11 protein-coding genes are annotated in these 13,233 nt (G+C 52.1%); 3 read left to right on the top strand and 8 right to left on the bottom strand.

Annotated elements, in window-relative coordinates:
* Window positions 1-92: 92 nt before the first annotated feature.
* Entirely contained in the window at window positions 93-1,685 is a 1,593-nt protein-coding gene (locus Q8A57_RS10120; protein WP_305170989.1) for an isocitrate lyase, read from the bottom strand.
* Between the two features lie 107 nt (window positions 1,686-1,792).
* Between Q8A57_RS10120 and Q8A57_RS10115 the strand changes: the two genes are divergently transcribed.
* Window positions 1,793-2,731, top strand: a complete 939-nt coding sequence (locus Q8A57_RS10115) for a LysR family transcriptional regulator (protein ID WP_305170988.1) — start codon at window positions 1,793-1,795, stop codon at window positions 2,729-2,731.
* Between the two features lie 107 nt (window positions 2,732-2,838).
* Entirely contained in the window at window positions 2,839-5,004 is a 2,166-nt protein-coding gene (locus Q8A57_RS10110) for a malate synthase G (RefSeq protein ID WP_305170987.1), read from the top strand.
* Window positions 5,005-5,147: 143 nt separating this feature from the next.
* Here the strand turns inward: Q8A57_RS10110 and Q8A57_RS10105 are convergent, their stop codons facing one another.
* Window positions 5,148-6,119, bottom strand: a complete 972-nt coding sequence (locus Q8A57_RS10105) for a GNAT family N-acetyltransferase (RefSeq protein WP_305170986.1) — start codon at window positions 6,117-6,119, stop codon at window positions 5,148-5,150.
* A 93-nt stretch (window positions 6,120-6,212) separates the two neighbouring features.
* Here Q8A57_RS10105 and ggt point away from each other — a divergent pair, with 93 nt between their 5' ends.
* Window positions 6,213-7,940 (top strand): gamma-glutamyltransferase, encoded by a 1,728-nt coding sequence (ggt, locus tag Q8A57_RS10100; RefSeq protein ID WP_305170985.1) that lies wholly within the window; start codon window positions 6,213-6,215, stop codon window positions 7,938-7,940.
* Window positions 7,941-7,945: 5 nt separating this feature from the next.
* Here ggt and Q8A57_RS10095 read toward each other — a convergent pair whose 3' ends face one another.
* The 6 genes from Q8A57_RS10095 to Q8A57_RS10070 all read right to left on the bottom strand — a co-directional run bounded on the left by Q8A57_RS10095 (window position 7,946) and on the right by Q8A57_RS10070 (window position 13,145).
* Window positions 7,946-8,875 (bottom strand): cupin domain-containing protein, encoded by a 930-nt coding sequence (locus tag Q8A57_RS10095; RefSeq protein WP_305170984.1) that lies wholly within the window; start codon window positions 8,873-8,875, stop codon window positions 7,946-7,948.
* 17 nt (window positions 8,876-8,892) lie between these two features.
* A complete protein-coding gene (gene purB, locus Q8A57_RS10090) occupies window positions 8,893-10,260 on the bottom strand; it encodes an adenylosuccinate lyase (protein ID WP_305170983.1) in 1,368 nt (455 codons plus the stop codon).
* Between the two features lie 79 nt (window positions 10,261-10,339).
* Window positions 10,340-10,987 carry a high frequency lysogenization protein HflD gene (hflD, locus tag Q8A57_RS10085; RefSeq protein WP_305170982.1) on the bottom strand — a complete coding sequence of 216 codons (648 nt, stop codon included), beginning with the start codon at window positions 10,985-10,987 and terminating at the stop codon, window positions 10,340-10,342.
* The gene (gene mnmA / locus Q8A57_RS10080) at window positions 10,987-12,084 is read right to left on the bottom strand and encodes a tRNA 2-thiouridine(34) synthase MnmA (protein ID WP_305170981.1); all 1,098 of its coding nucleotides are present in this window, start codon (window positions 12,082-12,084) and stop codon (window positions 10,987-10,989) included. The genes hflD and mnmA overlap by 1 nt, the downstream gene beginning before the upstream one ends.
* 13 nt (window positions 12,085-12,097) lie before the next feature.
* Window positions 12,098-12,544, bottom strand: coding sequence for an NUDIX hydrolase (locus tag Q8A57_RS10075; protein WP_305170980.1), 447 nt, complete (start codon window positions 12,542-12,544; stop codon window positions 12,098-12,100).
* The gene (locus tag Q8A57_RS10070) at window positions 12,537-13,145 is read right to left on the bottom strand and encodes a pseudouridine synthase (RefSeq protein WP_305170979.1); all 609 of its coding nucleotides are present in this window, start codon (window positions 13,143-13,145) and stop codon (window positions 12,537-12,539) included. The genes Q8A57_RS10075 and Q8A57_RS10070 overlap by 8 nt, the downstream gene beginning before the upstream one ends.
* Window positions 13,146-13,233: the final 88 nt, after the last annotated feature.

Here is a 13,233-nt window from a genome sequence, read left to right as displayed (position 1 = left end):
AAATAAAAAACGACAACATAAAAAAAGGGAGCTGTTACCAGCTCCCTGAAGGGTACTCTATAGGGGATATAGAGTGAAACTTGAATGGTTTATTAGAACTGGTTCATGGTGTTGTCTTTACCACCAGCTTTCAGTGCGGCTTCACCCGCAAAGTATTCCTTGTGGTTGTCACCGATGTCGGAACCGGCCATGTTCTGGTGCTTAACACAGGCGATGGTCTGACGAATTTCCTGACGCTGAACACCTTTCACGTAAGCCAGCATGCCTTCTTCTGCGAAGTAACCTTTAGCCAGGTTGTCTGTAGACAGCGCAGTAGTGTGGTAGGTCGGCAGTGTGATCAGGTGGTGGAAGATACCGGCTTCGCGAGCGGCATCAGCCTGGAAGGTACGGATACGCTCATCAGCGGCCAGAGCCAGTTCAGTGGCATCGTACTCTTCGCTCATCAGGTTGGCGCGATCGTAAGCGGATACGTCTTTACCTTCTTCACTCCAGGCATCGAATACTTGCTGACGGAAGTTCAGAGTCCAGTTGAATGACGGGCTGTTGTTGTAAACCAGCTTCGCATCTGGAACAACTTCGCGGATACGGTTAACCATTTCAGCGATCTGGCCAACGTGGGGCTTCTCGGTTTCGATCCACAGCAGGTCAGCACCGTTTTGCAGGCTGGTGATACAGTCCAGAACCACGCGGTCAATACCGGTGCCTTTCTTGAACTGGAACAGGCCGGAAGCGAGACGTGCGGGCTTCAGCAGCTTACCGTTGGCCTTGATCACAACGTCGCCGTTGTCGATGTCGTCAGCGCTGTTGACGTACTCGCCGTCAAGGAACGCGTTGTATTGATCGCCCAGGTCACCGGGTTCGTTGGTAACAGCGATCTGCTTGGTCAGGCCAGCACCCAGGGAGTCAGTACGGGCAACGATAACACCGTCATCAACACCCAGTTCCAGGAATGCGTAACGAACAGCGTTGATTTTGGCCAGGAAGTCAGCGTGAGGAACAGTAACTTTACCGTCCTGGTGACCACATTGTTTCTCGTCAGAAACCTGGTTTTCGATTTGGATACAGCAAGCACCCGCTTCGATCATTTGCTTGGCCAGCAGGTAGGTGGCTTCTGCGTTACCAAAGCCGGCGTCGATATCGGCAATAATCGGCACAACGTGGGTTTCGAAGTTGTTAACCTTGTCCAGAATCTCGGCTTCTTTAGCTTTGTCGCCGGCAGCGCGAGCAGCGTCCAGGTCGGTGAACAGCAGGTCCAGTTCGCGGGCGTCAGCTTGGCGCAGGAAGGTGTACAGTTCTTCGATCAGTGAAGAAACTGCAGTTTTCTCATGCATGGACTGGTCGGGCAGGGGGCCAAACTCGGAGCGCAGAGCAGCAACCATCCAGCCGGACAGGTACAGGTAACGCTTGCTGGTAGTTTGCAGGTGCTTTTTGATAGCGATCAGTTTTTGCTGACCGACAAAACCGTGCCAGCAGCCCAGAGATTGGGTGTACTGAGCACTGTCAGCATCATAGGCTGCCATGTCTTCGCGCATGATTTTTGCCGTGTACTTGGCAATATCAAGACCGGTTTGGAAACGGTTTTGAATGCGCATGCGAGCTGCAGATTCCGGGTTAATAGCACTCCATGTGCTGTTTGCACCACATACGGATGCAATATCGTCAATCGCTTTTGAATAGTTTGACATGATCAGTCCTTCCAGATTGAGAAAAGAAATTGAATTGAACGCAACGAATTCTAGCCACCGGACTAAAATTTAGCTAATCTATAGATCTTATTTTCGGTATTTTTGGTATGAATATACGTAGCGTCGATCTAAATCTTCTGGTTTACCTGGATGTCCTGCTGAAAGAGCGTAACGTGACCAGGGCAGCTGAAAACTTGGGAATCAGCCAGCCCGCGATGAGCAACGGTTTGCGGCGGCTGCGAGATCTTTTTAATGACCCCTTATTGGTTCGCACCAGTGATGGAATGACGCCCACTGAACGCGCTGAGCAGCTACAACCTGTCGTCCGTGAAGTGTTGGCATCCATAGAAAAAGCTGTGGAGCCGCGTAGGGAGTTTAATGCCGCCCAGGCTGACCGGGTGTTCCGTATTTCCGTCAGTGATTACACCGAATCCACTCTGTTGCCGCATTTAATGCGTCGGCTGCGCTCAGAAGCACCGAATATTACCCTTGATGTACTGACCCCCAGTGACATCAGTTACCAGGATGTTGACCAGGGTAGTGTTGACCTGGTCATCAACCGTTTTGACATGCTGCCGCAATCTTTTCACCAGATGACCATCTGGCGAGATTCCTTTTCCTGCCTGTTAAGTGAGCACAATCCCATTCGTCATGATTTCACCCTCGACAATTACCTGGAAACGGGCCACGTCTGGGTCAGCAAAACTGGTATGGGGGTTGGCGTTGGTATGGAGCCTGGCGCCGTGCAGCGTCTGGGCTGGGTGGATGAGGCCCTGGCAGTGCAGGGTAAAAAGCGCCGTATTCGTGTATTTACTCGCCACTATCAGGCCGCGATGCGGCTCGCCGAATTGCGTGATCTGGTTATTACCCTACCTACCAAGGCAGCCATGCTGCTGAAGGACAACCCTAATGTAGTGATCTTGCCGCCACCTTTCGAGATACCGGAAATTGAACTGATCATGGCCTGGAGCCCGTTGCTCCAACATAACCCGGCCCATCAGTGGATGCGTCGCCTGATTGCCGATGTCGCCCGAACATTGGACTAATTATTTGTTAAACAAATAGCCGACATAATATCCATAAAATTGATTAATTCAGCTTTGCGTACCTACAATTCCTCCTTAAGCGAATAGATCAATCATAGGGCTCAATCATGACTGAACGTGTTCAAGTGAGTGGACTTCAGGTCGCTCGTTCGATTTATGACCTCGTCAAGCAGGACATTATTCCCGGCACCGGTGTAGATGCAGATGGCTTCTGGCAGTCTTTTAGCGCCATCGTCGCTGATTTTGCCCCGAAAAACCGACAACTCTTAAAAAAGCGTGATGAGTTGCAGGCACAGATCGACAACTTTCACCGCGAACGTTTTGGCAAACCCCACAACCATGCGGAGTACAAAGCGTTTCTGCAAGATATTGGTTATCTCGTGCCCGAAGATGGAGAGTTCGCGATAACCACCAGCAATGTAGATCCCGAAATTGCCATGCAGGCTGGCCCACAGTTGGTAGTGCCTGTCATGAATGCCCGTTTTGCATTGAATGCGGCCAACGCCCGTTGGGGCAGCCTTTACGATGCACTATATGGTACTGATGTGCTGCCGGAAACGGATGGTGCAGACAAAACCGCAAGCTACAACCCGGTTCGTGGTGCCAAAGTGATCGCCTATGCACGTCAGTTGCTGGACGACGCTGCACCTTTGTTGAAAGGCTCCCATAAGGATTCAACCCAATATTGCGTGGTGGGTGGGCAGTTACTGGTCACATTGAAAGATGGCAGCCAGGCCAGTCTTGCCGACCCTGAACAGCTGGCCGGTTATCAGGGCGATGCTGGAAGTCCCGATGTGGTATTGTTGAAAAACAATAACTTGCATATGGAAGTTCAGTTTGATTCTAATAGTTTGATTGGCTCTTCTGACAGTGCTGGCATAAAAGACATTCTGATGGAAGCCGCCCTGACCACGATCATGGATTGTGAAGACTCTGTAGCTGCCGTTGATGCGGAAGATAAGGCGCTGGTCTACAGTAATTGGCTTGGTCTGATGAAGGGCGATTTGGAAGAGAGCCTGGAAAAGGGTGGCAAGACCATCGTGCGCCGTATGAACCCGGACCGCGAATACACCACGCCAGAAGGTGGTTCGTTGGTGTTGCCCGGCCGCAGTCTGCTGTTTGTTCGCAATGTGGGTCACCTGATGACCAACCCCGCAATTCTGGACAGCGACGGTAATGAAGTGCCGGAAGGCATTATGGACGCGATGATTACCAGCCTGATTGCCATTCACGACCTGAAGGGCAATGGCTCGCTCCGAAACAGTAAAACCGGCAGTGTTTACATCGTGAAGCCGAAAATGCATGGGCCCGAAGAAGTGGCATTTACCAATAGCCTGTTCAACGCGGTTGAAGATGCTCTCGGCCTGGGTCGCAATACCCTGAAAGTGGGCATCATGGATGAAGAACGACGCACTTCAGTGAACCTTAAAGAGTGTATCCGTGCTGCCAGCGAGCGTGTGGTGTTCATCAATACCGGCTTCCTGGATCGCACTGGCGACGAAATCCATACCAGCATGGAAGCCGGCCCCTTTGCACCCAAGGGTAAACTGAAGACCCTTAAATGGATTACCGCTTACGAGGATCAGAATGTCGATGTAGGTCTGGCCTGCGGATTGAAGGGTCGTGCGCAAATTGGTAAAGGTATGTGGCCAATCCCCGACAACATGGCCGATATGATGGTGGCCAAGATTGGTCATCCAAAGGCAGGTGCCAATACTGCATGGGTTCCGTCCCCCACAGCTGCTACCTTGCATGCCATTCACTACCATCAGGTAGATGTTTTTGCACTTCAGGATGAACTGGCTAACCGCACTCCGGCCAGTGTCGACGATATTCTTACTATCCCGCTGTTGGAAGGTGAGTTGACTGCCGACGAGATTCAGAAGGAGCTGGATAACAATGCTCAGGGTATTCTTGGCTATGTTGTCCGTTGGGTAGAGCAGGGAGTAGGTTGCTCCAAAGTGCCGGATATCAACAATGTTGGCCTAATGGAAGACCGCGCCACTTTGCGTATTTCCAGCCAGCATATTGCGAACTGGTTGCGTCACGGCATCTGCAGTGATGATCAGGTCATGGAAACCATGAAGCGTATGGCCAGTGTGGTTGATGGTCAGAACGCTGGAGATCCGGCCTATCGCAACATGGCACCTGATTTTGATAACAGTGTGGCATTTGCCGCTGCTTGTGACCTGGTCTTCAAGGGATGTGAGCAGCCCAGCGGTTACACTGAGCCCTTGCTGCATGCTTATCGCCAGAAGGCAAAACTGCAGTAATTGCACTTCTGAGGTGCGAGAACAAAAAAACGCCGGGTTATATTCCCGGCGTTTTTTTGTCTGGTGAGGTGGCAGGCTATAACTGTTTTTAAAGCCCCTTATTGGTCAATATCAACGGTCGCTGATAGTTGCTCAAGGGGCTGCTAGATATGCAGTCTTCTGAGGTCTGGATCCAGCTCACTCTGTTCCCAGAGGTTATCGAACTCTTCAACCAGTTCCACTGCCTCCAGCGGCGCATGGGGGACGACGTAACCCACAAAACGTTCCGGCTCTTGCTTGTAGAGAATCCCGGTGCGATCCACTAGCATGAACTCCGTGTGTAAACAGTCTTCCTTGGTTTCTAGTTTGCGTATTTGGATGCGACTAGGCAGCCTCAGGCAGAGCTCATGCAGCTGGTGGGTTTGATGAATCACCTGGGCCAGGTCTTTGACCAAAATTCTGACTCTGGCCAGTGGGTGGCTGGTGGCAAATGAATAGATGGCGTCACAGAACTGGTTGTTGGCATAGATGCCGGGCTCCAGCTTGAACGTAAAGATACGAATTTCACGTTGTGCCCGCTCTACCAGCATGACCGCCTGATCACGAAATTCATCCACCCCCTCAATGCCAACTCTTTGCCTTTCCTCGTCAGAAATCTCCCTCAGTAACGGTTTCGGAGCGTTGTCCATGAAACGATGCAGATTGAGCACCATGGTGCGATGGGGAATACCCGCATCCAGGTATTCTTTTCCGTCGGATATAAAGCCAAACCCCTCATAAAATGGAATAGCGTGTAACTGAGCACTGAGTACCAGCTGTTCTTTGCCCTCACGGATAGCATAGCGGATGATATTGCGCATTATTGAGGAACCCACACCCCGCTGTCGGTAGGGTTTTAGCACCGCCATACGCCCCACCTGGCCGTCTGGTAGCATTCTCGCTGTGGCCATGGCCACATTGCCCGGCCCAAAGGCAATCCAGTGCATGGCCGTGGGGTCGAGGTCATCCACTTCTTCTGCAACCGGTACGCCTTGTTCTTCGACAAAAACCTTGTGTCGAATAGCCGTTAACTGCTCGCCGGCACTTTGCCAGCTGACTTCCTCAACTTCGATGGGGAAATAGTCAACTGTGTCCATTCATTACTCCCATTTTTTTATATCGTAGCCCTTCAGGGGCCTATAGTGGTGTCGAATGCTAAGATTACGTTCGATTTATAGCGGAGTATTGATGTGAAACAGGCTTTTCTCAAGTGGCTGTTTTTGTTTCTGTTATTTCCATTGCAGATGGCGATGGCATTTGAGCCCGCAATTATTGATCAAAGCGCCCGCTTTCATCCGCAGTTATCAACCAGGGGAATGGTGGTTTCTCAGGAGGTTCTGGCCAGTACTGTTGGCGCAGATATTCTTAAACAGGGGGGGAATGCTGTTGACGCAGCTGTCGCTACAGGTTTTGCCCTTGCCGTGACACTGCCTCAGGCAGGCAACCTGGGTGGTGGAGGCTTTATGCTGGTGCATTTAGCCAAGGAGAACCGCTCACTGGCCATTGATTACCGGGAGATGGCACCTGCTTTGGCCCACAGGGACATGTTTCTGGATGAACAGGGGTCAGCAGATGCCAACCTGTCTCGTTTCAGTCACAAGGCAGCGGGGGTACCCGGCACAGTTGCCGGTTTGCTCCATGCACTGGATGTCTACGGCACCATGACAGTCGAGCAGGTGTTGGCACCTGCCATACGGCTGGCGGAGGAAGGCTTTTTAATTTCTGACACGCTGGCCTTTTCCCTGGGACAGGCGGCGGGTCGTTTGCGTGCTGACAGGGCGTCGGCCGGATATTTCTTTCGCCCCGATGGAAGCCCAATGCAGCGGGGCGATATCTGGCGCCAAGCTGACCTGGCAGCGACTCTGCGGCAGATTGCCAACCAGGGTGTCGCTGGCTTCTATACGGGAAAAACTGCTGAACTGATTGTCGCCGAGATGAAGCGGGGCGGGGGCCTGATTACAGCAGAAGATCTTGCCAATTACCGCGTGCTGGAGAGGCAGCCAGTGGTTGGCGATTACCGTGGCTATCGGATTGTCTCTATGCCGCCACCTTCTTCCGGTGGTGTTCACCTGGTCCAAATGCTCAATGTCCTAGAAGGGTGGGACTTGCACTCACTGGGGCACAACAGTGCGTCGTATTTGCACCTTCTGGTTGAGACCATGCGCCGAGCCTATGCAGACCGTAGTCAATATCTGGGCGACCCGGATTTCTTTGATGTCCCGGTTGAGAAACTTATCGACAAGTCCTATGCCGCAAGGCTTAGGGACAATATCGACTTAGAGGCTGCCTCTGCTTCTGCCGATGTTCAGCCGGGGCAATTAATGCATGAGGAAAGCCCTCAGACGACCCATTTCACAGTGGTCGATCGCTGGGGTAATGTGGTGAGTAATACTTACACGCTGAATTTTTCCTATGGCAGTGGCATTTCTGTGGCAGGGGCCGGTTTTTTGCTCAATAACGAAATGGATGATTTTTCTGCCAAGCCTGGTGTTCCCAATGCCTACGGTTTGCTGGGCGGGGAGGCAAATGCTGTTCACGCAGGCAAGCGTCCACTGTCTTCCATGACGCCATCCATTGTTCTAAAGGACGGCGTGCCGATCCTGGCTACTGGAAGCCCTGGTGGAAGTACGATCATTACCGTGGTTTTGCAGAATATCCTGAATGTGATTGATTTCGGTATGAATGTCGCCGAAGCTACGGCGGCTCCCCGTATTCATCATCAATGGTGGCCTGACATGCTCCAGTATGAGCAGGGAATCAGTATCGATACGCTCAAGCTCTTACAGAACATGGGGCACTCCCTCAACAATACTCCCAGGGTGTTGGGCAAGGTACAGGCTATTTCTCAGAAAAGTGGCAGGCAATACGGCGTGACAGATAGTAGATGGCCGGGTGGAGGGGCTGTGGCCGCTGACTAAACAAATTAGTCTGACGGTTGACCATTGATATATTGCTTGCCGTTGACGCTAGCGCAGCGCTCTTCATCCAGTTCGTCGGCAAGATCCGGGTACTTGGGTGCGGTCATGTATCGGGCAAACCAGTCTCCCAGCAAAGCTTTATCACCTGCCAATTTGGTTAGCATTCCCTGGATTTGTTCGATAAACAGCGGGTCTATGTGTTCGCCCGCCATTTCAGGTTTCAGGGGTGGGTCCCGGTAATAGGTGGAATCGCCCTGAGCCATCAGTTCGGTAGCCAGATCGCCAAGAATTTCTGCCAGGGTAGGGGCTCGAAAACCGACAGAATAGGTGAGACAGTCGTTTTCAGCGATACCAAAATGGGCAATTTGGGGGGGTAGGTAGAGCATATCCCCGGGGTTGAGTACCCACTCATCAGTCTTGGTAAACTCTTTCAGAATGCGCAGAGAGGTCTCGCTGAGTATCGACGTTTGCTGATCACAGCGCTGACCGATCTGCCAGTGACGCTGACCTTGAGCCTGTATCAGGAAGACATCGTAAAAGTCGAAATGGGGTCCAACGCTGCCGCCAACGGGAGCATAGCTGACCATAATGTCATCGAGACGCCAAGACGGAAGAAAATGAAAATGTTCAAGTAGATGGGCCACTTCCGGCACCCAAATATCAACCGCCTGCACCAGTAATGTCCAGTGGCTCTCTGGCAGTTGCTCAAACTGTCTTTCCGTAAAAGGGCCACACATCAATTCCCAGGGCGATGCACCGGCCTCAACTACAATGCGTGATTCAACCTCTTCTTCCAGGGCCAAGCCTGCCAATTCATTCGGGCTAATGGGTGACTGGAAACCCGGCAGCGCATCGCGCACCAACAGTGGTTTCTTCTGCCAGTACTCACGAAGAAAGACTTCTGCTGACAGGTCTCCGAGTATTGGTGTCGGCATGTTAGGGCGCGACTGGCTCAGAGTGCTTTTGCCTGCGCAATGGCATTGCCAATGTAGGACGCTGGAGTCAGTTGACGCAACTCGGTTTTGGCTGACTCAGGAATTTCCAGAGTCTCGATAAATACCTGGATGGTCTCTTTTGTGATGGCCTGACCCCGAGTCAATGCCTTGAGTTTTTCATAGGGTTCGGGAATGTTGTAGCGACGCATGACGGTCTGTACAGGTTCGGCGAGGACTTCCCAGGCATTGTTCAGGTCCTCTGCCAGGCGTTGCTGGTTGAGTTCCAGCTTGCCAATACCCTTGAGGGTGGACTGGTAGGCAATGGAGCTGTAGCCAAAGCCGACACCCATGTTGCGCAGTACGGTAGAATCAGTGAGGTCCCGTTGCCAGCGTGAGATGGGCAGTTTCTGGGCCAGATGACCGAATACGGCATTGGCAATGCCCAAGTTTCCCTCGGAGTTTTCAAAGTCAATGGGATTCACTTTGTGGGGCATTGTTGACGAGCCCACTTCCCCGGCGATGGTTTTCTGTTTGAAGTACCCCAGCGAGATATAACCCCAGATATCGCGGTTAAAATCGATCAATATGGTATTGAGGCGAGCTATGGCATCAAACAGTTCAGCAATATAGTCGTGTGGCTCAATCTGGGTCGTGTAGGGATTCCAATTCAGTCCAAGTCCAGTGATGAACGTCTCGGCATTAGCCGCCCAATCAATATCCGGATAGGCGGAAAGGTGGGCGTTATAGTTGCCCACAGCACCGTTGATTTTGCCGAGCAGTTCCACCCCGGCAATCTGTTCGATCTGACGGTTGAGGCGATAGGCAACGTTGGCCATCTCCTTGCCGACAGTGGTGGGGGAGGCCGTTTGTCCGTGGGTACGTGACAGCATCGGCACATCGGCAAACTGATGGGCTAGGGAGGAGATCTGACGTGCAACTTCCCGCACCTCCGGCAGCAACACCTGGTCGCGCCCCTCTTTTAGCATCAGGGCATGAGAAAGGTTGTTGATGTCTTCCGAAGTGCAGGCAAAGTGAACAAACTCGCTGATGGCATTCAGCTCCGGCACATCGGCAATGTATTCCTTAATAAAATATTCCACCGCTTTAACATCGTGGTTGGTGGTTTTTTCGATGTCCTTGATACGCGAGGCCTGACGCTCATCAAATTCTGCCAAAAGTTGTTCCAGCTTGTTGTTGGCCGCCTGGGAAAGTGCGGGGACTTCGACAATACCCGGGTGGGACGCCAGTTGCTGCAACCAGCGTACCTCAACCATCACACGGTATTTGATTAGCCCGAATTCGCTGAAGGCTATGCGCAGGGTGGAGGTTTTGCTGCCGTAGCGGCCATCGATAGGTGAAATTGCAGTCAGGCTGGATAGATTCATGGGTAACAACTTGAATGTGGGGAAGAAAGGCGCGAATTTTAACCGAATAGCATGGTTTTTTCAGGTAAAAATTGACTAGTTAATGCTGGGGTTGGCTGCTTTCCTGCTGCAGTAGACGCAATTGTTGCAATAGCTGCTGGCGGTTGAAAATGAGATGCCGCCGGCGCCCCCCTAGTTGATGCCAGAGCACAGCCGCTCTGATGCCTGCAAACAACAGACAGCGCACCCGCTGGGCGATAGCTTCCTGTTGCAGGTAGCCGGCATAACCGTTTACCTGAATGCGGTAGCGGAAAGTGCTGATAGTGTCCTGATAGACCTGTGCCAGGTTGGCAATCACATTAGTGTGGGTGGCAGCACCAAAGTGTTCAGCCTGCCTACCCGCTTGTTGCAGACGTTCGCCAATGACGTTGAGCATAGTTTTCTTGTTGCGCAATTTGTTGGCCAGGTAAACAACACCGACCACGTAGCGCAGTGTGTCCGGTTGCTGATTGCGGGGTTGAAGGGTAATCAGCTCCTGCATGGATTCAATGCCCAGCTGCAGGTTGGATAAATTGCCAAACACAGCTTCCGTGTTCTCCGGGTTCTGTTGAAACAGGCTTTCGATACAGACCCCAAAGCGATCAGAAGGGACCGAGCCCGTTTTCGCCAGGGTTTCCACGAGTTGACAGGCCTGAAATACACCGGCGAGAGCGATGACCTGGTTGCGATCGGGTTTGCTGAAAAGCATCAGGGGGCCTCCTGCCAAGCGTGTTCGATGATGCCGCCGCCCAGGCATGTTTCACCGTCATAAAAAACCACTGACTGGCCTGGTGTCACGGCTCGCTGTGGCGTGTCAAAGTGCACATTCACACCAGTGGTTGAAACATTTACCGTACAGGGCTGATCAGGCTGGCGATAGCGGGTTTTTGCGTGGCAACGCAGCGCTGAACTGGCGGGTATACCGTTAATCCAATGGATATCCTGTGCGCTAAGACGGTTTGAGAAGAGGAGAGGGTGATCGCTGCCCTGTGCTGCGATGAGGACATTTCGTTCCAGATCTTTACCCACAACATACCAGGGTGCATCCGTGGCATCCTGTCTACCGCCAATTCCCAGGCCCTGCCTCTGACCCAGGGTGTGGTACATCAAGCCATGATGTTGGCCGATCACCTTGCCTTCGGGAGTCTCGATATCACCCGGTTGTGCAGGTAAGTACTGCTCAAGAAAATCCTTGAAGCGACGTTCGCCGATAAAACAGATTCCCGTGGAGTCCTTTTTCTTGGCGGTAGCCAGCCCGTGTTTCTCAGCAATGGCACGCACCTGGGGTTTCTCCATCTCGCCAATGGGGAATAAAGACTTGCTGAAAGCTGCTTCGCTCACAGCATGCAGGAAGTAGCTCTGGTCCTTGTTATTATCCAGCCCCTTCAACAGATAGCTGTGATCGTCTCTATCCAGTCGACGCACGTAGTGGCCGGTGGCAATAGCCTCAGCGCCGAGGATTTGCGCATATTCGAGGAATACTTTGAACTTGATTTCCCGGTTACAGAGTATGTCGGGGTTAGGTGTGCGCCCGGCACGATATTCAGCGAGAAAATACTCGAATACATTATCCCAGTACTCGGCCGCGAAATTGGCCGTGTGCAGTGTTATCCCGAGTTTATCGGCTACCTGCTGGGCATCGGCCAGGTCCTGGCGAGCAGTGCAATACTCTGTGCCGTCGTCTTCGTCCCAGTTTTTCATAAACAGCCCCTGCACGTGATAACCCTGTTGCTGCAATAACAGGGCAGTAACGGAGGAATCTACGCCGCCGGACATGCCGACAATGACTGTTTTAGGTGTGTTCATAGGGTGGCGGATTCTACCGGGGAGTTTTCAGTATATCCAATGGATAAAGTGGGCCCTTGAGGTAGTCGTTAATGGCTTGCATCACCATGGGGCTTCGCAGGCTGTTCTCGTTTTGTAGTATTTCTTCATAATCGAGCCAGAGAGCTTCTTCGATATCGCTATCCAGAGTGGCCTTTGGATCAAATTCCACGGCATCGGCAGCGATCGCCAACCTGTAATAGGTGATGCCGTTGGTGGGAGACAAGTAAGTGGTAAAACTAATCAGGGCAGTGGGGCGAACATGCCAGCCTGTTTCCTCTAGCGTTTCCCGGACGGCCGCTTCCAGCGGTGTTTCACCCGGCTCAACGTGCCCTGCAGGCTGGTTTAAAACAGTTTTCTGATCACTGAATTCCCTGACGAGCAAAAACTTATCGTCACGTTTCACCACAGTCGCTACGGTTAAGTGGATGCGGTCAGGCATGAGGTTTTTTCTTCCAGGTTCTGGCGGGTGGAGATTTAACGGCAGGAAGATTGACTGCTTCCTCCTTCCATTCACCTGGCTGAAGATTTCCTAAAGACCAGGGGCCTATGGCTGTGCGAACCAGTCGCAGTGTGGGGTAGCCGACTGCCGCGGTCATGCGCCTGACCTGGCGGTTACGGCCCTCTGTAATTTGCAGCTCAATCCAGCAAGTTGGCTGGTTTTTGCGCGCTCTTATCGGTGGAAATCTGGTCCAGATGGAAGGTTCCGGGATGCGTTTAACCTGGGCACGCCTTGTGGGACCGTCGTTAAGGTTCACACCAAAACGTAGGTTTGCCAAAGCCTCTTCGGTAATGTCGCCCTCCACCTGGGCAATATAGGTTTTGGTCATTTTATGCTTGGGGTCGCTGATTCTGGCCTGTAAAGGACCACTGTCTGTCAGCAGCAACAGCCCCTCTGAATCATTGTCGAGTCTTCCCGCCGGGTAGATGTTTTTATCTTTGATAAAGCCAGCCAAACCATGGTGGCCATCCAGGTCAGTAAATTGACTCAGAACACCATAGGGCTTGTTGAACAGTAATAATTTGGCGGTTATATGATCCATGTGGTTTTTAGCAGAAATATGCCCGTAATTCGTGTAAATCAGCTACAAGAGCAGGTGGGTTTATGGTAGCATCCCACGCGAATACTGA

It is taken from the genome of Porticoccus litoralis, assembly GCF_030676955.1.
GTDB lineage: Bacteria > Pseudomonadota > Gammaproteobacteria > Pseudomonadales > Porticoccaceae > Porticoccus > Porticoccus litoralis.
Note: the sequence above shows the minus strand (reverse complement) of the source record. Positions and strands in the feature narration are given on the sequence as shown.